The 21,564-nt window shown below is 38.3% G+C and carries 20 protein-coding genes and 2 riboswitches; of the genes, 13 read left to right on the plus strand and 7 right to left on the minus strand.

The annotated features are described in order from the left end of the window. Window positions 1-8 precede the first annotated feature (8 nt). Window positions 9-773, minus strand: coding sequence for a peptidoglycan editing factor PgeF (gene pgeF / locus MHB65_RS08105; protein ID WP_342443054.1), 765 nt, complete (start codon window positions 771-773; stop codon window positions 9-11). 148 nt (window positions 774-921) lie between these two features. Here pgeF and MHB65_RS08110 point away from each other — a divergent pair, with 148 nt between their 5' ends. The 5 genes from MHB65_RS08110 (at window position 922) to MHB65_RS08130 (ending at window position 5,815) form a co-directional block, all read left to right on the plus strand. After that, window positions 922-1,551, plus strand: a complete 630-nt coding sequence (locus MHB65_RS08110) for a hypothetical protein (protein ID WP_342443055.1) — start codon at window positions 922-924, stop codon at window positions 1,549-1,551. A gap of 231 nt (window positions 1,552-1,782) precedes the next feature. Further along, the gene (gene safA, locus MHB65_RS08115; protein WP_342443056.1) at window positions 1,783-2,391 is read left to right on the plus strand and encodes a SafA/ExsA family spore coat assembly protein; all 609 of its coding nucleotides are present in this window, start codon (window positions 1,783-1,785) and stop codon (window positions 2,389-2,391) included. A 619-nt stretch (window positions 2,392-3,010) separates the two neighbouring features. After that, a complete protein-coding gene (locus MHB65_RS08120; protein ID WP_342443057.1) occupies window positions 3,011-3,739 on the plus strand; it encodes a TPM domain-containing protein in 729 nt (242 codons plus the stop codon). A 171-nt stretch (window positions 3,740-3,910) separates the two neighbouring features. Beyond that, window positions 3,911-4,891 (plus strand): VanW family protein, encoded by a 981-nt coding sequence (locus tag MHB65_RS08125; RefSeq protein WP_342443058.1) that lies wholly within the window; start codon window positions 3,911-3,913, stop codon window positions 4,889-4,891. 99 nt (window positions 4,892-4,990) lie between these two features. Beyond that, window positions 4,991-5,815, plus strand: coding sequence for a methyl-accepting chemotaxis protein (locus MHB65_RS08130; RefSeq protein WP_342443059.1), 825 nt, complete (start codon window positions 4,991-4,993; stop codon window positions 5,813-5,815). A 46-nt stretch (window positions 5,816-5,861) separates the two neighbouring features. Here MHB65_RS08130 and MHB65_RS08135 read toward each other — a convergent pair whose 3' ends face one another. The 4 genes from MHB65_RS08135 to MHB65_RS08150 all read right to left on the minus strand — a co-directional run bounded on the left by MHB65_RS08135 (window position 5,862) and on the right by MHB65_RS08150 (window position 10,915). Beyond that, a complete protein-coding gene (locus tag MHB65_RS08135; protein WP_205442425.1) occupies window positions 5,862-6,479 on the minus strand; it encodes an HAD-IA family hydrolase in 618 nt (205 codons plus the stop codon). 221 nt (window positions 6,480-6,700) lie between these two features. Next, window positions 6,701-8,086, minus strand: coding sequence for a DHA2 family efflux MFS transporter permease subunit (locus MHB65_RS08140; protein WP_342443060.1), 1,386 nt, complete (start codon window positions 8,084-8,086; stop codon window positions 6,701-6,703). Between the two features lie 931 nt (window positions 8,087-9,017). After that, a complete protein-coding gene (locus tag MHB65_RS08145) occupies window positions 9,018-9,794 on the minus strand; it encodes a YibE/F family protein (RefSeq protein WP_205442429.1) in 777 nt (258 codons plus the stop codon). Next, entirely contained in the window at window positions 9,791-10,915 is a 1,125-nt protein-coding gene (locus MHB65_RS08150; protein WP_342443061.1) for a YibE/F family protein, read from the minus strand. The genes MHB65_RS08145 and MHB65_RS08150 overlap by 4 nt, the downstream gene beginning before the upstream one ends. 219 nt (window positions 10,916-11,134) lie before the next feature. Further along, window positions 11,135-11,260: riboswitch (FMN riboswitch) on the plus strand. A gap of 116 nt (window positions 11,261-11,376) precedes the next feature. Next, window positions 11,377-11,502, plus strand: a riboswitch (FMN riboswitch). A 220-nt stretch (window positions 11,503-11,722) separates the two neighbouring features. Between MHB65_RS08150 and ribE (MHB65_RS08155) the strand changes: the two genes are divergently transcribed. The 7 genes from ribE (MHB65_RS08155) to MHB65_RS08185 all read left to right on the plus strand — a co-directional run bounded on the left by ribE (MHB65_RS08155) (window position 11,723) and on the right by MHB65_RS08185 (window position 18,231). Next, on the plus strand, window positions 11,723-12,361 hold the full coding sequence (ribE, locus tag MHB65_RS08155; protein ID WP_342443062.1) for a riboflavin synthase: 639 nt from the start codon (window positions 11,723-11,725) through the stop codon (window positions 12,359-12,361). 26 nt (window positions 12,362-12,387) lie between these two features. Further along, complete coding sequence (gene ribB, locus MHB65_RS08160; RefSeq protein WP_342443063.1) at window positions 12,388-13,017, plus strand: 3,4-dihydroxy-2-butanone-4-phosphate synthase; 630 nt, start codon at window positions 12,388-12,390, stop codon at window positions 13,015-13,017. A gap of 15 nt (window positions 13,018-13,032) precedes the next feature. Next, window positions 13,033-13,500: a 6,7-dimethyl-8-ribityllumazine synthase gene (ribE, locus tag MHB65_RS08165; RefSeq protein ID WP_342443064.1), complete on the plus strand. Its 468-nt coding sequence runs from the start codon at window positions 13,033-13,035 to the stop codon at window positions 13,498-13,500. Between the two features lie 154 nt (window positions 13,501-13,654). Continuing rightward, a complete protein-coding gene (locus MHB65_RS08170; protein ID WP_342443065.1) occupies window positions 13,655-15,106 on the plus strand; it encodes a spore germination protein in 1,452 nt (483 codons plus the stop codon). 311 nt (window positions 15,107-15,417) lie between these two features. Beyond that, window positions 15,418-16,725, plus strand: a complete 1,308-nt coding sequence (locus MHB65_RS08175; protein ID WP_342443066.1) for an ATP-binding protein — start codon at window positions 15,418-15,420, stop codon at window positions 16,723-16,725. Between the two features lie 98 nt (window positions 16,726-16,823). After that, complete coding sequence (locus MHB65_RS08180) at window positions 16,824-17,372, plus strand: histidine phosphatase family protein (protein ID WP_342443067.1); 549 nt, start codon at window positions 16,824-16,826, stop codon at window positions 17,370-17,372. A gap of 13 nt (window positions 17,373-17,385) precedes the next feature. After that, window positions 17,386-18,231, plus strand: a complete 846-nt coding sequence (locus MHB65_RS08185; protein WP_342443068.1) for a GNAT family N-acetyltransferase — start codon at window positions 17,386-17,388, stop codon at window positions 18,229-18,231. A 185-nt stretch (window positions 18,232-18,416) separates the two neighbouring features. Here the strand turns inward: MHB65_RS08185 and MHB65_RS08190 are convergent, their stop codons facing one another. Next, window positions 18,417-19,760: a TldD/PmbA family protein gene (locus tag MHB65_RS08190; RefSeq protein WP_342443069.1), complete on the minus strand. Its 1,344-nt coding sequence runs from the start codon at window positions 19,758-19,760 to the stop codon at window positions 18,417-18,419. A 3-nt stretch (window positions 19,761-19,763) separates the two neighbouring features. Further along, window positions 19,764-21,152 carry a TldD/PmbA family protein gene (locus MHB65_RS08195; protein ID WP_342443070.1) on the minus strand — a complete coding sequence of 463 codons (1,389 nt, stop codon included), beginning with the start codon at window positions 21,150-21,152 and terminating at the stop codon, window positions 19,764-19,766. A gap of 179 nt (window positions 21,153-21,331) precedes the next feature. Between MHB65_RS08195 and MHB65_RS08200 the strand changes: the two genes are divergently transcribed. Further along, window positions 21,332-21,556 carry a transcriptional regulator SplA domain-containing protein gene (locus MHB65_RS08200; RefSeq protein WP_205442441.1) on the plus strand — a complete coding sequence of 75 codons (225 nt, stop codon included), beginning with the start codon at window positions 21,332-21,334 and terminating at the stop codon, window positions 21,554-21,556. Window positions 21,557-21,564 lie beyond the last annotated feature (8 nt).

Below are 21,564 nucleotides of genomic sequence, written 5' to 3' on the forward strand. Positions count from 1 at the left end.
CTGTTTTGTTAATGTGCTTTTCGCATAATAAAGCTTAAATGTCTCCCTGCTTGTTTGTCTTGACGGTAAGAAAAGCCATCTGGGCTAAGGAATGTACAGGTTTCATCAATTTGAATTTGTTCAGGAGGAATACCCGCAAGCTTACATTGTTTTTTGACCGTTTGTTGATTATCAATATGATATTTTTTCGTTTCTGCATTGTAATACATAAATTCTTCGGCATAGCCGAGGCTGTGAAACTTTTCATAAACATCCGCATCTACCTCAAATTTTTGCTGACTCAGCGCCATACCAATTTGAACATGAAAATCCTCTGGTCGACATTGTTCTTCCTTCATCAGATGCTGAAACAGTTTGGGTGTTATTTCTTTGACGGTTCCTTGCCATCCTGAATGAATAACACCGACGAGTCCATTCACAGCATTATAAAAAATAACTGGAACGCAATCTGCCGTAAAGCTACATAATAGTAAGTTAGGCTCTACTGTATAAAGCGCATCGGTATTCTTCACCGCTGTATCCATTTGCGCTGCCCCACGTCCTTGATCGGCTAATGTGACTTTATGGAAGTTTGCACTGTGTGTTTGCTCTGTACAAATAAAATTTTGTAAGTCACAGTTCAAAGTCGCGGCTAAATGCTGACGATTGTCAATTATAGCTTGAACATCTTGGCAACTATGCAAAGCCATATTATTATGCTCTACTTCCATCGCATCTTTTAAGGTAGTCCCAGCAATCAATTGCTCATTATCTACATACATTTTTATTTTCATTTAATCACCTCGTTTTACTATATAGGATTGCATATGGAATGTATAGGTTGCCGTAGCCACTCCTTTACCCGTCTATCAAACTTTTAGACATATCGAATCGATTTCCTCACATATAGTAGAAGGAATGCTAGAGAGGGGGAGAGAGTCAATGTTGAGTGAACAAGACATATTATTAATTTGCCAAGTAGGCATGGGACTTTTTTGGATATTTACATATATACTTATTATTTATAAAGGATGGCAAGATAAAACCTATGGTATGCCTATGGCAGCTATTTGTGCCAATATTTCATGGGAATTTATTTTTGCCTTTTTCTATCCACAAAATGACCTCCAACGCTATATTACGCTGATTTGGTTCGTATTGGATGTCTTTATTTTAATGCAATTTTTACGCTATGCTCCAAATGAATATCGAAAGATGCTATCAAAAAAGCTATTGTATTTCTCCTTTTTGATCTCGTTAATTTTCTGCATGCTGATCATTTTAGGCATAGTCTATGAGTTTCAAGATTTCGAAGGAAAGTACGTAGCATTCTTCCAAAATCTTATGATGTCAGGGTTATTTATTGCTTTATTATTGAAAAGAGGGAATTTAGCTGGCCAATCAATGGGGATTGCAGTGTGTAAGATGGTGGGTACATTATTTGCTGCGGTTGGCTTTTATCTCTACTTCCGCACGCCATTGATTACCATTATTTCTGTAGCAACACTCTTTTATGATTGGCTCTATATTCTTTTAATTTATCGATTGCAGCGTAAGCAATTAGCAAAATAGGATATATTGTGCAAATCTTGAACACCAAATCTATTAGTAATGTATGCCAATTACAAATAGATTGCAACTTGATGACAAGCCGAATGATAGAGAATAGCGTGATAAAGGGCTTCGACCATTCATATTGCGTGCTTGTCATACAAATGTAAAAATCCTTCCAAATATTTTGTGATGATTATGGCTCTGAAACTATTTACGATAATGGTAGAGCAAATAGGAAGGATGATTAACATGTTTAAAAAAATAAAAAAAGCAGCACTCGCTTCAGTAATAGCAACTTCATTATTAGTACCCGTTGCGGCAATGGCAGCCGAATCCTATACAGTGGTATCTGGTGACACGCTATGGAAAATAGCATTGAAAACAGAAACGGGTGTACAAGAATTAATTGATGCCAACCCACAGCTTGCCAATCCAAATCAAATTTCCCCAGGACAAAAAATTAACATCCCTGTAAAAGAACAGGCAACGGTTGAACAAGAGGTTGTTAAACTTGTCAATGCAGAACGCGCAAAAGCAGGTCTTTCAGCATTACAAGAAGATTGGGAGCTAGCTAGAGTAGCTAAATATAAGTCGCAAGATATGCACGATAAAAATTACTTTGACCACACAAGTCCAACGTATGGTACACCTTTTACAATGATGAAAAACTTCGGTATTACGTATAAATCTGCTGGTGAAAATATTGCAAAGGGTCAACGCTCCGCACAGGAAGTTGTAACGGCCTGGATGAACAGTGAAGGACACCGTGCCAACATCCTCAATAAAAGCTATACACATATTGGTGTAGGGTATGTACAGGACGGTAACTACTGGACACAAATGTTTATTCAAAAATAAAGAATCACATTATTTTGTACTGAAGCTTTCTTACAAGAGTTGAAAATGATAGAGCATCTACTGGCTAATTAGATAGCTAGTTGATGCTCTTTTTTAAGTAAACGCTGCGAGTATCGGTTGTAGCTTCGCGGGTATCGGGTGTAGCTTCGCGAGTATTGGGTGTAGCTTCGTGAGTATTGGGTGTAGCTTCGCGAGTATCGGTTGTAGCTTCGCGGGTATTGGGTGTAGCTTCGTGAGTATCGGGTGTAGCTTCGCGGGTATCGGGTGTAGCTTCGCGAGTATCGGGTGTAGCACCGCGGGTATTGGGTGTAGATTCGCGAGTATTGGGTGTAGATTCGCGAGTATTGGGTGTAGCTTCGCGAGTATCGGGTGTAGCTTCGCGGGTAATTGGGTGTAGCTTCGCGAGTATCGGGTGTAGCTTCGCGGGTATTGGGTTGTAGCACCGCGGGTATTTGCAGCAGCTTCGTGAGTATTCCCCTTGCTTTAAGATGACATCTGCCTGCTGGCTATCACCATTGCGAATTGCTATCTACCAGTAGTCAATAAGTTTCTCCTAGTGTATTTTAGAAATATGACGTAGCTATACATAGAAAATGAACATTATAGGAGGGAGTGATCAATGATGAATAAAAAGGTTTTTTTTATGTTCTTGATTTGCATGACGATGTTCTTGTTTAGTCAAAAAGGTATTTATGCAACAACTGTTCCAGCTCCTGTCGGTGATATATATGTGCAAGATTTTATGGAATTACTCACAAAAGAGGAGAAAGCGCAATTAATACAGATGGCTAAGGAATTGGAGGAGGAAACATCTGCAAAAATTGTTCTATTAACGATACAAACAACAGGGGAGCAAACCATTGCAGAATTTGCGAAAGAGGCTTTCCGACAATATGGTGTAGGGGGCGAAGGTGTTTTATTCGTATTAGCAATGGAGGATCGAAAGACACGTATTGAAGTTGGTGATGATTTAGCAGGCATTATTTACGATGAACTAGCAGGGCAGATTCTTGATGACTACACTATTCCAGCGTTACAAGAAGAAGAGCCTAATCAAGCTATATTCAATACGTTTGAGGTATTAATTCAAACTGTGAAAGAAGGGCATCTATCACAGTCAAAAAGTTGGAATTTTGCAGAATGGGGCTTGACTGACTGGCTGGCATTTTTACTGTTTGCTGCTATTGGACTTACTACAGCATTCTTCCTTTTACTGTTTATTATGGGATTGTTTATGAAGGGTGACCAATCAAAAGGTGCTAAATCTCGTTCTGAGGATTCTACAAGCTATTGGCATAATAATGACAATGATTCTGGAGGTGGCGGCGGGGCTGATAGAGGATGGTAGCGTTAGTTGCCTCACCATCTTTAAGAAATAAACACGCTACAATGTCTTGCAATTGACACCGTAGCGTGTTTTTGCTGTCTTAACAAATAAAAATAACCAAAAAACAACACACTATGAGCAATAGACGAATAAGATGTCTCTGTAGTATGAAGATAGAGGTGGTGTTTATGGTTGAAAAAGAAGTGGTTAGCTACAAGCGGCATAATCTGGATGCTAGGTCTAGTAGGATGTGATAAAGAAGCGGTCAATGATAACAAGCTAGAACAAGAAATTCAACAACGCGAAGAAGTGCAGCAACCTGTTACATATGAACAAGAGCAATTGATTGAGCCTATTGTAAAGGTTGTTGATCCAACTACGAATAAGGTAATTACAACAATATTTCCAAAGGAATTTGGCTTCGATACAGACCCACAAGCCTATCAAAAGCACATAGAACAATTAGCAAGGGAATGGGCGAGAGGAACAGATACTTCAGATGGCTTTGATCAGCGTATGCTACTTGATCGACTGGATGAAAATGGGCAAGTCATCAAGGGGAAGCCGCAAATCATTTTAAAAGAAAGTAAACTAGTGGAGCGAATTATAAAAACTTCAGCGACTGGTGGTCAGGTAGAAATGCCACTCTATATAACAGAAAGTGGCTATTATTTTGAGGATCTTCCTTTATTAGAGGAAGTAGTTGTTGCATCCTATACGACGTATTTCAATCGTGCTGATTTAGGAAGAAATAAAAATATAGAGCTTTCTGCAAGAGCCATTAATAATGTGATCGTAGGCAGTGGCGATTATTTTTCTTTTAATACAATTGTGGGACCGAGAGACGAAGCAAATGGCTATCAGCCTGCACCTGAAATTATTAATAAGAAGGTAGTCATGGGTATTGGCGGTGGAATCTGTCAAACATCTTCAACTCTCTTTAACGCAGTAGATCAAATTCCAATCAAATATGTGGAGCGACATCATCATTCCTTAGATGTAGGGTATGTTCCAAAAGGTAGAGATGCTACGGTTTCTTATGATACGTTAGATTTTAGGTTTCAAAACGCAAATGACGTACCATTTTTAATTAAGGCAAGCTATGGAGAGAATTCTCTAACAATTGAAATTCGAACGGCAGAAAAATATGTAGAATTATTGAAGAACTCATAATGTCGTGATAAGACACCTCTGGACGTTGGTGTCTTTTTTTGGATGGCATGATATAGTTAAATTGATACAGATTAGAAAACTTTTAGGGGAGGAAAAACAATGCATCCTAAACTACAAGCAACTATCGATTCGATTGATTTATACCAAGTAACTTACCCAGAGGATGCTTGTGTCATCGTGGCAGATACGGAAAGAGTGCTTGCCTACAAACCAGGGAAAAAGGTTGACTTAAAAGTTGGGGTTGGTGATCCAGTACATAAATATCGTGGAACAGCAACAGAAATAGCGTTAAGCTCGGGAAGATTTATAAAAGAAGAACGTAGCGCTGAAGGATTTGGTATAGCCTATATCGCCTCTGCCCAGCCTATTTTTGAAGGAGGACGTGTTATTGGCGTATTAAGTGCCATTATTTCGAATGAAAAAATGGATAGTATGCGCCTATTGGCAACCGAGCTTTCAAGTGCTGTTGAAGAAATGACGGCCACAAATGAAGGGTTAGCTATTGCCAGTAAGGATGTATCCAATCGATTGGAAGAGCTATCTAATTTCTCAGAATTGATGACAGGCGATATTCAACAAATTAATGTGATTGTCCATTTAGTAAAAGATTTAGCTATGAAATCGAGAATTCTTGGTCTAAATGCATCGATAGAAGCGGCACGTTCAGGTGAGCATGGGCGTGGCTTTGCTGTGGTCGCTTCTGAAATACAAAAAATGTCCCAGAGTAGTACAGAAAGTGCCGATAGCATAACTGTGCAACTAGAAAACATTAAACAATCCATCGATCAAGTCAATGCATCAGCCAATCAGATTGCTGCGTTTACACAGCAATTTGCTGCGAGTATGTACGAATTAACAGATGCCTATAAAGGGGTTAATAGTACAGCAGAAAAGCTCATGCAGATTAGTGACATCAAAGGATAACCATATAAAAAGGATAATAGACAAGTGCTATTATCCTTCTTCATAATTAAATAATCTCTAAAATTTCCTGTGGTGTAGTGACACTGTATTCAGGTTCCTCGTTTTGTACGACCTCTTTGGCATCATAGCCCCATTCCACCCAAATAATGGGTACACCCGCTTTCTTACACGCAACAATATCCCTTTGCTCATCTCCAATGTATATCACATCAGATGACTCGACATTTGCTTCCTTTAAAAACTTTTTCATTACTTTGTCCTTACCAAAAATGCGGTTGGAGCAAAGAACATCAGCTACACAATGAATACCGTTCATTTTAAGGAATTCTAAAATATTCTCCTTAGAATTAGAGGAAATAATCAGGATTTTATAGCCTCTTTTATCAATTTCTATCAAAACTTCTTTCATTCCCTCAAAAAGATGAACATCATTTAATGATTGACGATATAATTTATAAAATTGCGGTAAAATCATGGGCAATTTATACATCGGAAAGTCAAATAATTTACTGCGTTCTGAAATTGATAATTTTTTTAATGCATCAATTTCCTTCAATTCAATGCCTTTAAATTTATATTTTTGGGCTAATGTATTCCATGCTGATGCAAACACAGCAGTTGAATCTGCCAGTGTCCCATCAAAATCAAAGATAATATGCTTCATTGCAAACTTTCTCCTTTTTCATCTCGTTGTATTGACGTCTTATGCTAAAAAATGTTACATGGAATGGGCGATTTAGTGCATCGTGAAACAGCAACCATTTTGAGCGTACGTAAACATCTTATGGTAAATATTATCAGATAATGCGGCGATTGCAACGGAAATGCTACAACAAAATGAGGTGTCTCCAAAGCCCATTGAGACACCTCATTTTTATCAAGAAATTATTGTGTTTTTTTCAAGAAAAACGAGAGAACGACATTGATAATTGCCAGGATAAAACTGATAGTAAAGACAAATGTTGAACCTGAAGCCGCCGCTTCTTGGGTATTAGTTGTCATGTCACTTAGGAGCTGCTGTTGTTTTGCTGAGAACAACGACACCATCACAGCAATACCAATTGCACCAGACACTTGTTGAGCGGTTTGTGTAATCGCAATACCATCTGGAAAGTATCGCCTTGGTAAGGCATTCAGCGTATTCGTTTGGACAGAGGCTAATACCATCCCAACGCCAAGCATCATGATGATATGTGTTACGACTAATGCCCAAGTAGCTGTTTCGGTACCAGATAGAGCATAAAGTCCATAGCCGACCACAACAAGTATCGTGCCGGGAGTAATGACTGCACGAGGTCCATATTTATCGAAGAACTTGCCGATTGTAGGTGCTAATAGACAGTTTAATAGACTACCAGGAAGCAATATTAAACCTGTCACAAAGGCCGATACGAAAAGGGCCATTTGCATATACATAGGGAGCACCACTAGCATAGACAGCATATTGAAGAAGGTAATCATATTCATGAGAAGACCTAACACGAACATGGGATTCTGAAATGCTGTCAAATTTAACATTGGCTGTTCCATTTTCAATTGTCGCAATACGAATAAAAATAAGGCGATAATACCGAGCAAAATGACGCTAAGAACGGTAATGCTTGTCCAGCCTAAATCTCCGCCAGCACTGACACCATAGACTATGCCACCAAAGCCAATGGTAGATAAGATGATAGACCAGACATCAATAGCAAGCTGCTTTGTTTCATTCACATTGGGAATAAAGATAAAACCAAAAACGATGGAGAATAACAGGAAGGGGATGGTAACCCAGAATATCCAGTGCCAGGATAGCGTATCTAAAATCATCCCTGCCAATGTAGGGCCGAAAGCGGGTCCTGCCAAAATGACGAGACCCATAACGCCCATAGCACCACCACGTTTATTGACTGGGAAAATCGTGAAAATCACATTTTGTGTTAATGGTAATATAATCGCTAGGCCAGCTGCTTGAATAATACGTGCTAAAAGTAAGGCAGCAAAGACTGGTGCGACAGCGGCAAGCATGGTACCGATTATCGAAAAGAGTAAAGACGCCATAAACATTTGGCGAGTAGTAAACTTTTGCATTAAAATGCCTGTCACAGGTACTAAAATGCCTAATGTGAGAAAATAGCCTGTTGCCAGCCATTGGATGGTTGTAGCGTCCACATCGAAGAGCTGGCTTAGCTCTCCTAGTGCAATATTTAATGCGGTCTCACTAAACAGTCCTACAAAGCCGGCTACTAAGAGAGCCACCATGATCGGACCTGTTTTTATTTCCTTATTCACTGTAAAAACTCCTTCAAAAAATGTTTGACTATCATAGAAGAATAAAATACAGAACATTCTGAAATTTATAGATGGAATTCTAGTCTTATTTCATTCTTCTGCATGATAAAGTTATCGTGATGTGGATTATCAGCGATCGTGTTTCCTATTAGCTAGTACACCTCCGCGATACTAACTCTTCTGTTTTTTACTATAGCAAAAAAAAATTCTCAAATGTAAGCATTAATTTTAGCCTCTACTATACGATTTCACAATTTGGACAAACTTTTTTGACATAACATTCATTTTTTGAGAGGTACGAGGAGAAATGTCTAGCACCTATCACATATAAGTGCTAGGTGCTACATGTTGTTGCAAAAAGATGAAGTCAACGGCAGAAAAAGCAACTTTGCAAGGTGAGAGGTTGATTTCCGTTCCGCCAGCGTCCTTTCCAGGGGGCGTCCGATGAGCCGCTTCACTCACTTCCGTTCGCTCCAGGGTCTCATCTGTGACGCTAAATCCCCTAGGAGTGACGCTGGCTCCACTCCAATCAACCATTCTGCAAAGTGTCTTTACTTTTTTCATACTAGCATAGCGATCAAATAGTCCATTATTTGTATTCTTAGAGGGGATAGGATTTTTATTTTCAATGTGGAAAAGTGATGCGTGACATAAAGAGTAGTAAACACCTTCACTTTATTTGAAAATATTTGCTAAAAAGATTACGTTTTCTGGGTTGAAGTGGAAGGCTACTTGACTCCCGTGGGATAGCGAGACAGGCAAAACTCTAAACGGAGCGATAGCGGAGGAAGCGGCTCGGCGCTCGCCCACAGGAAAGCAAATAGCCTGCAACGGAAACCATTTTCACCTTTCACAAAAATTCTATTGATGGTTTTGTTTTTCAACACTATGTAGCACCTATCACATATAAGTGCTAGGTGCTAGTATCTTTTTACAACAGTTTTTCTGTTTTTTCTCGTGTTCGAATTAAATAATAGGCATTGATGGAGGAGGCAATCGGAATAATCAGTGCAATGCCGATGCCTGCACAAAGAATGGTTGTCATTTCAGCACTAAAAACTTTGGAGTTAACAATCTCGCCAATCGAATAGGAGAGATCCTTGAACCAGATTAACAAGCTTAAATAGCCACCAAAGAAAGCAAAAAATAATGTATTGGTATCGGTTCCTAAAATATCTCTCCCGATACTTAGCCCAGATGTAAATAGTTTCTTTCTACTAATCGTGGGATTGCGATAAAAAATCTCATGCATGGAAGTGGCGATAGAAATAGCCACATCCATAATGGCACCTATCGTACTCATAATAATGACTGATGCACCAATCTGCACAAAATTAACGCCAATGTAGAGGGAAAAGATACTAATTTCTTCAGTCGATTCTTCACCAAACCCTTGGATCATCGATTTTTCTGTAATAAAGGTAATAAATAGCAGTAACACAACAATCGTCACCATCGTCGCGATAAAGGCTGTAATGGTTTTACTGTTTGTTTTATTGATATAGAAAAGGCTAATACAACTAATGACCGTACAGGCTATAAACGTCAAGATGATAGGACTATTTTTAGGGTTTGTCATTAAAAAGATGGTGATAAAGAGTACACCAAAGTTTAGAAATAAAGAAAGAAATGAGCGGACACCCTGCTTACCACCTACTATCACCATTAACGCAAATAAAATAACTGCTAATAAGACGATAACATTCATTCTTGAACCCTCTTTCGATTAATGAAAAATATAGCAGTATACTGACTAATAGGAATCGTGAGGACAACACCAATCCCCCCTGCTAAGGCACGGGCTAATTCTAAAGAAAGATTCAAGGACAATGTGAGCCCTAATGTGGAAGAATTTTTCAAATAGAGAATAATCATAGGTATGGAGCCGCAAAGGTAGGCAAAGAATAAAATACTTGTAATCGTACCCATGATATCTTTGCCAATTTCATGCCCAGAAGTTTTAAGTGCCTTCACAGAAATAGAAGGGTCTTGTTCATATAAAGCAAAAATGGAGGAAGCCATCGTAATAGAGACGTCCATGACAGCCCCAAGCGAGCCAATAAATAAACCGGCCATAAAGACTGTGCGATAGGGCCGTGTTAAAAATTGCATTTCTTCATAACGAAGACCATTTTCACCTGTCAACCACATCACAATTGAGCTAATGATAAGCGCTATAATGGTTCCTAAAAGTGTGGACACAATGGCTACATACGTTTTTGTATTCAATCCACTAATGAGTAGGAGCGAAATAATGGTAAATAGCAGGGCACAAATACCACTAACGAATAACAGACTTACGCCTCCATGTGTAACATAAAGATCTAATGCAAATGATAAGATTAAGGCATTGACAACCAAACTAATGATAGAAAACAAGCCCTGTCTTTTGCCTATAATGAGTAAGGCGAAAATAAAAATCCACGCAATCATGATCATGGTTTGATCACGTTTTAAATCGAGGATGGTACCTGTTAACCCTGATTGTGTTGCGTGATCATCTATGGTGACAAAGATTTCATTACCTACATGGTATTTTTGATCAAAAGCACCAGAAGAAGAATAGTCATTCATCAAATAAATGGATTGCCCCTTATACTGTCCATTTTTGATCATGGCCGTAATTTCCTGTGTAAACAATTCATCCTCATTCTCATACATATCTGTCATCGGTTCTGATTCTGTGACGTTCACCTGTATTACTTCCGCTATCGGTCGATCATAAAATTGTTCATTATGATGGACGAAAACAATTGAAATTCCACAACAGAGTGCTAATAAGGCATAGAAAACACCTTGCTTAAACGGTATATTTTTTAAAAATGTCAAGGAAATGACCTCCAAACTGCTAGACTGAATAGTCACCTGTAAAGGAACGTTTTTTTGATTGAGAAGTTTCACAAACAGGTTAAATGTCATCATTTTAATAATTTCTTTTACATTTATCAAGTCACGTCAGAGCTGCTTAAAATTTATATGACGAAAAAATTTAAAAAGAAGGATGGATAATATAATAAAATAGTGTTATCGTAAGACTAGCTAAATAAAAGTATCCTTCAGGGTAGGGTGAAATTCCCGATCGGCGGTGATGAAGCAATTCAAAGTCCGTGAGCGCAAGCTGATTTGGTGCAAATCCAAAACCGACAGTGACAGTCTGGATGGGAGAAGGGTAAAAATGCGAGCTTTTTAAATTGATTCTAATTTAGAAGGTTTATTTGACTATGCATTTATTACACCACTTCCCAATCATCTTTTGGGAAGTTTTTTTATTTAGCTACAATCGAATAGAAGATGTTCTTCGGGGTAGGGTGAAATTCCCAATCGGCGGTGATGAAGCAATTCAAAGTCCGTGAGCGCAAGCTGATTTGGTGCAAATCCAAAACCGACAGTGATAGTCTGGATGGGAGAAGAACAAATGAGATGACAGTCTATGAAAAAAATCGTTTTCAAGTAGGCTTATTTGTTGATGTCTTATACTCCCAAAACCCCTTTGATGAAAGGGGTTTTTATTTTTTATTGGTAACTAGTGAAGGGAGAAGGATAAAATACAAAAACAGGTGGATAGACTTTCAAAAATGACGGATAAAACTTCAAAAGTGAAGGATAGAAGAGCTAATAAGAAGAGTAGGTGATGGAATGTTTACAGGGCTTGTAGAGGATATTGGTGTCGTAAAAGCTGTGCAAAGCGATCGGGACAGTATGAAAATTACGGTTCAATCAGCCATGATAGCGGAGGATGTCAAGCTTGGCGACAGTATAGCAGTCAATGGTGTTTGTTTAACGGTGACACATTTTACTGAACAGCAGCTTACAATGGATGTTATGCCTGAAACAGTCAAAGCAACAAATTTACAGCAGCTGGCACTAGGTGATTCAGTTAATTTGGAGCGTGCCATGCCTGCTAATGGACGATTTGGCGGTCATTTTGTTGCTGGTCATGTCGATGGCGTCGGTAAAATTTTGCGCATACGTCCAGTAGCAAATGCCGTTTATATGGATATAGAAATGTCAGAGGAACTAACAAGCTTTTGTATTCCGAAGGGTTCCATAACAATTGATGGCACAAGCTTAACCCTTTTTCATGTTGAAACGAATCGTGTCACGATTTCGCTCATTCCTCATACTTACAAAGAAACCGTTTTAGGTATGAAGAGGGTTGGAGCAATCGTTAATATCGAAACAGATTTAGTCGGTAAATATATTTTACAGCAACTAAAAAAAGGGCAAGTAACGCCAACAATTACGAGAGATTATTTAGCACAACATGGTTTTTAAAATAACAGAATGAGGAGATGATAATCGTGCTACATACAATTGAAGAAGCCATTGAGGATTTAAAGCAAGGCAATATGATTGTGGTGGTCGATGATGAGGATCGGGAAAATGAAGGAGATCTGCTGGCACTCGCTGAATTCATCACACCAGCAACAATCAACTTTATGGCAACCTATGGTAGAGGTTTAATCTGTACACCGATTTCGCAACAAATCGCACAAAAGCTAGATTTACATCCGATGGTTCAGCGCAATACGGATAACCATCAAACCGCATTTACGGTGAGTATTGACCATGAAGAAACAACGACAGGGATTAGCGCCTTTGAGCGTGCATTGACAATACAGAAAATGATAGAAAAGCAAGCTAAGCCGACTGATTTTCGTCGACCAGGTCATATTTTTCCGCTGATTGCGAAGGAGCATGGTGTGTTAGAACGGAGAGGGCATACAGAAGCGACAGTTGATTTGGCGAAGCTTTGTCATAGTATACCAGCAGGTGTTATTTGTGAAATTATGGGGGATGATGGGCAAATGCTTCGTTTTGAGGAACTGACAAAGTTCGCGGCACATCATGGCTTAAAAATGATATCAATAGAAGCATTGGTTGTTTATCGTAATCAGTTATCCACAAATGAAAATAAAATTTCTATTTAAAAAGGAGCAAGAACAATGGGTCAAACATTTGAAGCACAATTAATTGGAACGGATTTAAAAATTGCAGTAGTTGTAGGTCGTTTTAATGAGTTCATTACAAGCAAATTATTGGATGGAGCAATGGATGGTTTAACACGCCATGGGGTTAATCCCGCATCTATTGATGTCGCATGGGTTCCAGGGGCTTTTGAAGTTCCTTTTATTGCGAAACAACTGGCAGAAACAAAGAAATATGATGCCATTATTGGTTTAGGTACCGTTATTCGTGGCTCTACAACTCATTATGACTATGTTTGTAATGAATCAGCAAAAGGCATTGCCAATGTATCGCTAACAACGAATGTACCTGTTATTTTCGGTATTGTCACGACTGAAAATATTGAACAGGCGATTGAAAGAGCAGGCACGAAATCTGGTAATAAAGGCTATGATGCTGCAATGTCTGCAATCGAGATGGCGAATCTAAAGAAAATGATTGGCTGAGGATAATTGGAATAACTCGTCATAACATTTGTTTCTTTGAATATTTTGAACAACCGTGGGAAAAATATGCTTAAGTGTATTTATTGAAGGTGATTGTTTTCATAAATGTACTAATCTTGAGCTGGCTCAGTAGGAGATGAGAAGTATTTCATCAATGGAACAAATGATCAATTTGAAAATGTTGAAATCACTATTTCAACGCTCTGCTGATGTGATTTTCCAACAATATAATTTTCAGCAATATACAGTACATTTGATAACTTGTGATGCAATGGTCAATGAGCAAATACTTCAAACTGTGGTTGTTCAACGTGTTCAATCTTTGTTAAGCAAAGTCTCTGAGGACATGTTAGAGGAAGAAATCGAACAGCATTTACACATACCCTATTTACAAAAGATTTTATCGAAAGAGGATGCAGTGACAAGAGTCTATAAAGGCCATGTCTTATTGTATTTTGAAGAAAATCAATTACTTTATTCTAGCGATATTTCAAAAAGACCAAATCGAGAGCCTGGGGAAACAACACTCGAACTAGTGGTCAAAGGGCCTAGAGATGACTTTATTGAAGATGTTTTTATTAATATTGCTTTATTAAGAAAACGATTACCCACTAATTCTTTTAGTGTTGAGACATTAGAAATTGGCAAGCGCTCTAAAACAACAGTAGCCATCCTTTATATGGAAGACATTGTGAATTTAAATATGCTGGAACAAATTCGACTTCAATTACAAAAAATCGATACGGATATTGTTATCAATGGTGATTTGTTAATGGAAACAATCGAAAAGACAGCAACCATCCTTCCAAGACATGATTATACAGGAAGACCTGATTTTGCTTTGCAGTCATTAATTAGAGGAAGAATACTAATAATGATTGATGGCGTATCCTATGCTTTAATTACGCCTACAAATATTATGCTGCTCTTTAAATCGGCAGAGGATAATGAATATCCAATCATTGTCAGTTCACTGGAGCGATTACTTCGAATTGTAGGGATATTAATTAGTATGCTATTACCAGGTTGGTGGCTTGCGTTGACGACTTATCATCAAGAGCAGCTTCCTTTTATTCTTCTTGCAACGGTTGTTGAGTCGAGAACAGGGCTACCTTTTCCAACGATTCTTGAAATATTAATGATGCTATTTATGTTTGAAATGTTTCGGGAAGCCAACTTGCGTCTTCCAAGTGCAATCAGTGGCTCAATCAGTGTTGTGGGAGGATTAATTATTGGTGATGCTGCCATTAAAGCAGGTGTCACAAGCCCTTCGATGATTGTTGTGATTGCCATTTCAAGTATTGCTGCTTTTACACTGGTCAATCAATCCTTTGTAACGGCTATGAGTATTTTTCGATTAATCATTATTATTGCTTCTGCGTTTTTTGGTTTATTTGGTTTCTTTATTTCAGTCTTTTTCATACTGCTATATACGGCTAATATGCAAGTCTTGGGAGTGCCCTATATAAACTTTAGTGCAGACTTCGAAAAGGGCAGTCTTCGAAAATCATTATTGCGCCCCTCTCCAAAGGGCTATACGAAACGACCTTCGTTTTTAAAGCCACAGGATCAAACACGTACTTCGGATAAGAAGAAGCAAATGTAGGAGAAGATCAGGTATTGTCGGTACCTGATCTTTTTTGTGACCTTTGCTTTAGTGGCCTTTTCCATTTTCCATTTAAATAGGAAATGAGACATAAAACGCTATTACTTACCTTTTTAGTTTACTTTCTTGTCAAGGATTATTAAACTATTGGTTACGGTGTGTAATTTTAGGAATGAATAAAATAAAAATTGATTTTGTGTTTTAATTTATGTAGGATAGACAAGCAATGTTTGCTTTACAAACAAAAAATAGAGTTAATTATAATATAATAATATTCTAGAATATTTATAGATGAGGAAGTACCGTTTTTTATGAAAAATAGAAAAATAAAACTAATATTAATTCTATCAACGATTTTATTATGTTTGTTTACAAGTTTAAACATCTTTACATCCTATGTAAAAATAAAAAAGACCGTTGAAGAGTCGATTGCCAATCAAAGTTTAGAGGCAGCCCATTCTATTGCTGCATCCATTGATACGGATGCATATCAGCAATTTTTGAATAATCCACAGGAAAATGATTATTATTGGAAAGTAAGAAATTATTTAAATGATGCAAGAATAAAATTAGGGGCACTGTTTGTTTATACCTTAAAGGTGGACAATCCTGAAGTATCAATAGCCATGATTACGGGGATGCCAAAAGAAATGAAAGAGGGCTTTGGAATTGGGGTGATTTGTACTGTTCCTGCAAAGCAAGTTAAAAAAGCCTATAACGGTGAAACCTATGTCACAGAGGTAATTCATGATTCTGTACATGGGTCTTATTTGTCGGTTGGTGCACCCATCAAAGATGACAATGGGAAAATTATCGGGTATTTAGGCATTGACATCAGTGCAGATACGCTAAATGGTATTAAGGGTAAAGTCATTGAAGACAACTTATTTAATTTTATTTTTAATGGTGTGCTTATTTTAATTGTCATCGGTTCTTTTTTATTTTTACAAAGATGGTATCAAAAAGAGGTAGCGAAGGAAGTTGGAGCTACAGAGGACACGTACCTAGCAGAAATCAAAACATTGATTACCTCGGTGTCGTCCCTTCGTCATGATTTTACGAATCATATTCAAGTGTTACATGGTTTATTACAATTAGAAAAAACAGATCAGGCTAAACAATATTTATCCTCACTATCCAAAGAAGTGCAAGCGATTAAATCATTAAAATTAAATATTGATCATCCAGGTTTATCCATATTATTGCAAACGAAGAAATTAACGGCTCAAAATCATAATATCGATATGGATTTTACTATTTCTCAAGATGACTTTAATAAGATTAAAACGACAGATTTAATCAAGATTCTATCTAATTTAATTGATAACGCGATTGATGCTGCTGTTGAATTACCTGAGGAACAACGTAAAATTAAAATTTGCTGTTCAGCAGATGAGGCACAGTATGAATTTAAAATTACTAATACAGGGCCAAATATTGCGAATTCTGATCAAATATTTAAGCAAGGATTTTCAACGAAAAAACATGAGAATGGTAGATTAAGAGGCCAAGGCTTATTTATTGTGAAAGAAATTGTTGCTAAATATAATGGTCATATTTCAATTGATTCATCAAAACATTTAGAAACGACTGCCATTGTCCATCTTCCAATAAAATAATAGAAAAAGCTTTCTACAAGAAATGGTAGGGAGCTTTTTTCTATGTATAGGACATACATTACAAAGTAGAAAGTGATATGATGAAGGAGATGAAGAAAATGGAAAAGGCTCTCCTGGCGTTATTGAGAAAGGGTGGGCTCACTTTATATGCAAGGCATGGGACTGCAACTGTCGGTGTCGATCAAGCCTATGGCACATTGCACAGTTGTCGAAATCAACGGAATTTGTCCGATCATGGTCGTAGAGAGGCTATGTATTATGGTCAAATGCTACGCTATTGGCAAATTCCCATCCTTTCCACCATTACTACTAGCCCTTTCTGTCGGACGATTGAAACAGCTCGCCTGGCATTTCCAACTGACAATGTGCAAATTGACCCCTTTTTGTTTGAAATCTTTATGTTAGGTGGCAATCTTGCTAGTGTTGAGCAAACTCGCATATTAACGACTTTTACATCAATGTTGGAAATCATACCACCACAGGGCATGAATAGAGTAATCATTGGTCATAGCTTTCCAAGAGATGTGGGGCTTGGTGTCATTTCGAATATGGGGACGGTTGTCATAAAACCGAGGGGTCTAGGACAAGGTTATGAGATTGTCAGAAAACTAACCTTAGAAAATTTAGCAACATTAGATTCCATTTGAAAAGAGGGGAAATATGAAGATTAAAACAGTTGCACAATGTACATTAGAGGAAATATTGAAAGCATGGAACAAAGGCTTTGAAGGCTATTTTGTTGAAATCAATATGACAGCAGAAATGTTTTTACAGCGACTAGTGGGCGAGGGGCTATCTCCTGAGCATTCCATCGTCGTTTTCGACCAAAATGAACCGATTGCCATTGTTATGAATGGCTTTCGTACCATCGATGGCAAAAAAATTGCTTGGAATGGGGGGACAGGTATTTCCCCAGCGTATCGTGGTAAGGGAGTCTCGCGCCTATTAATGGAGGAAACCTTAGCCATCTATAAACAGGAAAACGTAGAAATGGGTACGCTGGAAGCGATTAAGGAAAACCAGATAGCCATTGCTTTATATGAAAAATATGGCTATGTAATTGCTCATCACTTACTATTTTTAAGTGGCGAGTATGCAGCAAAAGCAGAATCTACAGCCACTCTTCATATAGCAACCATTCGTCCTGAACAGCTAGCACATCTATCTTTTTATCAGGAAGATGTTCCTTGGCAGTGTAGCTGGCAGAGTGTGAAGCAGGGAGAAGCCAAGGTGTTTTATAACGATAACAAGGAAGCACTGGGCTATATGCTATACAAAACCGTGTGGAATAAACATGGTGAGGTGGAGCGTATTCTACTTTACCAATTGGTAATACTTGAAGAAAGTAATGTAGATTTACTTCCACAGTTTTTAGCAAGTATTACAACAGATAAAGTCCATTTGACGACAGTGAACTTCTTAGCAAGCAACCCAGCAACGAACTATTTATTAAAGCATGGACTTAAGATGACGACAGAGCAGGTACAGATGTTAAAGCGATTTTAAGTGGGTTGTCCTTTACGTTGCTGTAACGGTTTTATTATCAGGTATTAGCTTTGACGCTGTCCAGCTACTTAAAATTATTGTTTATGACTGTAGGTGGATTGACGATATACTTATTAAATAAAAAATTGATTTATCCAAATAAAATGAGCGAGCTTCCGATTAAAGAGAGGCTCGCTTTTCTACTATTAATCAACGGTTACAGCTAGTTCTTTAACAATGAATGATGGTGAACCATGACCGCTTGGTAAAAAATAAAGATCGGAGCTAATGGCTTCTATATCTTTAAGTAAGCTAAAGAAATTACCCGCAATGGTCATTTGCTTCACGGGTGAGGCAATTTTGCCATCTTGAATATGGAATCCTTGTGCAGCAACAGAGAAGTCACCTGAAATACTATTTGTACCAGAATGAAGCCCTGATAAATTGGTTACGAGTATTCCTTCTGATAAAGAGGCGATTAATGTGTCCTGTGTATCTTGGCTAGGTGCAATATAAATGTTTTGAGGAGCAATGGACAGCGCCTCTTTATAGGATTCTCTTTTTGCATGGCCTGTTGTTTCACAGCCATCTTTAGTAGCTGTTTTCCGATTATGCAAAAGGGTTTGTAATGTCCCATCAGCAATAATGGCTTGATGTTTTGTCGCAACGCCTTCACCATCAAAGTTCCCACCAGATAGCGCATCTGGATGATAAGGAGCAGTGAGAAGTGTGACCCCTTCAGAGGCGACTCGCTGCCCCACCTTTCCTTTTAACAATGACTGATTCTTTTGTGCATTTTCGGCAGAAAAAATAGGCATAAAGGTACTAAGTAGTGCAGCTGCCGCATCATGACGAAGAAGGATAGGGTATTTGCTAGAAGGGATGGACTGTTCACCTAAGTTGGCAAGTGCCTCCTCAGCAACTTTCTTGGCAATAGCATTTACATCAAGTGCATGGAAATCTCTCGTTGTTTTTAAATATTCACCTGATTTTAACTCGTCTCCTTCTTTGACCACAGTTGAAAGATAGAGGATTAAGCCATTTTCCTTATGTGATAAAGATAAGTTTTTACTATTCGCTAAAGTCCGCTCCGTTGAATAGTATTGGAGTATACAATAATCGAGCGTAACAATGCGAGGATCATATGCTCGTATCTTCTGTTCTATGGCACGTAGGATATCGATTTTTTCAGGAATACTAACTGCTGCTAACGATTCATTGTAAAAAGAGTGCTCAGCATATTCCGGGCTGCCTTCAAAAATGGAGAGGTCTTCATATTCATCTAGTACATCTGCGTTGGCTTTTACATGGTCAATTAAAAAAGAGATGGAATCATCATCTACTTTTTCCGTATAAGCATAGCCCATCTTGCCTTTATAGAGACCTCGAAGACTAAGACCTCCATCCTCAGATGTTTCGTAGCTATCTAATTCACCCTCATACAGTGTACATTGGAAAGAAGTTTTCTGTTCATAATAGACTTCTGCTTCCGTTAGTCCAGCCAGTGCTGCTTGTTGTAAAAGTTTATTTTGGAACTGTGTGATACTCATAGTTTATTCCCCCTTTGTTCCACCAACAGTTATTTCACTTACGCGAATCATCGGCTGTCCGACATTGACAGGAAGGCTACCACTAAGTGATCCACACATGCCTGCTCCATGAGCGAGATTATTCCCAACTTGATCCACTAACTGCAATGTCTTGGCTCCATTGCCAATGAGCGTGGCGCCACGCACAGGACGATCTATTTTGCCATCTTTGACGATATAGGCTTCCATCACCGCAAAATTATAATCACCAGTGGTAGGGGAAACTTGTCCTCCACCCATATATTTTGCATAAATGCCATACTCCGTAGAGGCAATTATATCTGCTGGGGTAGATGTTCCCGGTGCGATGTAAGTATTGGTCATACGTGAGGTCGGATTAAATCGATAAGATTGGCGACGTGAAGAGCCTGTTGGCTGAGCATTCATGCGTCGAGCATTAAACTTATCAATTAAGTAGCCCTTTAATATGCCATTTTCAATTAAAATATTTCTTCTTGTTTTTTCTCCTTCATCATCAATGTTTAGCGAACCCCATTCATTCGGAAGTGTGCCATCATCAATATATGTAACGATTTCAGGAGCCACTCTTTCACCAATACGATTGGCAAAGACAGAATTGTTTTTAGCAACAGCCGTAGCTTCTAAGCCATGACCGCAAGCTTCATGGAAAATGACACCACCAAATTCGTTATCAATAATGACAGGGAATTTACCACTTGGACATTCATCTGCATGAAGCATCGTCACAGCAATACGTGCAGCCTCTCCTGCATAGTGGTTTAGATCTAGTTGCTCAATAAATTCAAAGCCTGCATGTGCACCAGGTCCATAAAAGCCTGTTTGGATTTCGTTGCCTTCTGTGGCAGTCGCTTGTATGCTGAGTCTACTGTGAACACGTGTATCCTCTACAAATTTGCCTTCAGAATTAGCAATTAGTATGTTTTGTTGTTCGTCTAAATAGCGAACCCTTGCTTGGCTAATACGAGAATCATAATTTCGTGCTATGGAGTCTGCTTGACGCATAATAGCTATTTTACTTGCGTGCTCCACTGTATTGGGCATACGGAGGATTTGATGAATAGGTGGGATGATTTCCTTATGAAGTGGGTGAATGGTACCCGATGCGTCACCTTTAATCGCTAATGCTGCTCTTTTGGCTGCTGCAAGTAAACCTTCCTCTGAAAAGTCATTGGTATAGGTATAAATACTTTGAAATCCTGAAAAAATCCGGATGCCGATACCGAAATCACGGCCAGCTATACTTTGTTCAATTTTTCCACTTTGTAATAGGAATTCATTGGTGTACTTATCTTCAATGAAGATTTCAGAAAAATCACCGCCTGTTACAAGAGCCGCTTCAAGCACATTTTCTATAATCGATTGTTTAAGCATGTATCTTCCTCCTTTTCTTGATTATACCAAATTATTAAAAAATTCTGTATTATGCTATTTTCCTAAATAACTGATGAAAATAACCACACAAATGTATGTATATTGCTAATAAAATTTTTTATGACATATTTTTTGTACATTTTCACCAAACTAATGGAAAGGTAGAGGAAGGTGAAGAGATGCAACAACCATTTGATGTGGGAGATATTGTTTATATTTTTTACCGCAATCCACATATTCAAGATGTAACGAATATACAGGAAGCGGCAGTGGTACATCATCCAGAGCAACCAGAGGAGCTAGCGCTATTTTTATTTGAAACATATTATCCAATCACAAATGACATGTTAATTTTTGCAAGTGAGATGGCGGCTGAACAAGCTTATCATCAGTATTTTCATTAAGGGAGGAC

Origin of the sequence: Lysinibacillus sp. FSL K6-0075 (genome assembly GCF_038592945.1) — a bacterium.
Lineage (GTDB): Bacteria > Bacillota > Bacilli > Bacillales_A > Planococcaceae > Lysinibacillus > Lysinibacillus fusiformis_F.

What these genes read in the sequence shown, in the direction of transcription:
- pgeF (WP_342443054.1), bottom strand. Translation starts at nt 773, where the DNA reads ATGAAAATAAAAATGTATGTAGATAATGAGCAATTGATTGCTGGGACT.
- MHB65_RS08110 (WP_342443055.1), top strand. Translation starts at nt 922, where the DNA reads ATGTTGAGTGAACAAGACATATTATTAATTTGCCAAGTAGGCATGGGA.
- safA (WP_342443056.1), top strand. Translation starts at nt 1,783, where the DNA reads ATGTTTAAAAAAATAAAAAAAGCAGCACTCGCTTCAGTAATAGCAACT.
- MHB65_RS08120 (WP_342443057.1), top strand. Translation starts at nt 3,011, where the DNA reads ATGATGAATAAAAAGGTTTTTTTTATGTTCTTGATTTGCATGACGATG.
- MHB65_RS08130 (WP_342443059.1), top strand. Translation starts at nt 4,991, where the DNA reads ATGCATCCTAAACTACAAGCAACTATCGATTCGATTGATTTATACCAA.
- MHB65_RS08135 (WP_205442425.1), bottom strand. Translation starts at nt 6,479, where the DNA reads ATGAAGCATATTATCTTTGATTTTGATGGGACACTGGCAGATTCAACT.
- MHB65_RS08145 (WP_205442429.1), bottom strand. Translation starts at nt 9,794, where the DNA reads ATGAATGTTATCGTCTTATTAGCAGTTATTTTATTTGCGTTAATGGTG.
- ribE (WP_342443062.1), top strand. Translation starts at nt 11,723, where the DNA reads ATGTTTACAGGGCTTGTAGAGGATATTGGTGTCGTAAAAGCTGTGCAA.
- ribE (WP_342443064.1), top strand. Translation starts at nt 13,033, where the DNA reads ATGGGTCAAACATTTGAAGCACAATTAATTGGAACGGATTTAAAAATT.
- MHB65_RS08170 (WP_342443065.1), top strand. Translation starts at nt 13,655, where the DNA reads ATGGAACAAATGATCAATTTGAAAATGTTGAAATCACTATTTCAACGC.
- MHB65_RS08175 (WP_342443066.1), top strand. Translation starts at nt 15,418, where the DNA reads ATGAAAAATAGAAAAATAAAACTAATATTAATTCTATCAACGATTTTA.
- MHB65_RS08180 (WP_342443067.1), top strand. Translation starts at nt 16,824, where the DNA reads ATGGAAAAGGCTCTCCTGGCGTTATTGAGAAAGGGTGGGCTCACTTTA.
- MHB65_RS08185 (WP_342443068.1), top strand. Translation starts at nt 17,386, where the DNA reads ATGAAGATTAAAACAGTTGCACAATGTACATTAGAGGAAATATTGAAA.
- MHB65_RS08190 (WP_342443069.1), bottom strand. Translation starts at nt 19,760, where the DNA reads ATGAGTATCACACAGTTCCAAAATAAACTTTTACAACAAGCAGCACTG.
- MHB65_RS08195 (WP_342443070.1), bottom strand. Translation starts at nt 21,152, where the DNA reads ATGCTTAAACAATCGATTATAGAAAATGTGCTTGAAGCGGCTCTTGTA.
- MHB65_RS08200 (WP_205442441.1), top strand. Translation starts at nt 21,332, where the DNA reads ATGCAACAACCATTTGATGTGGGAGATATTGTTTATATTTTTTACCGC.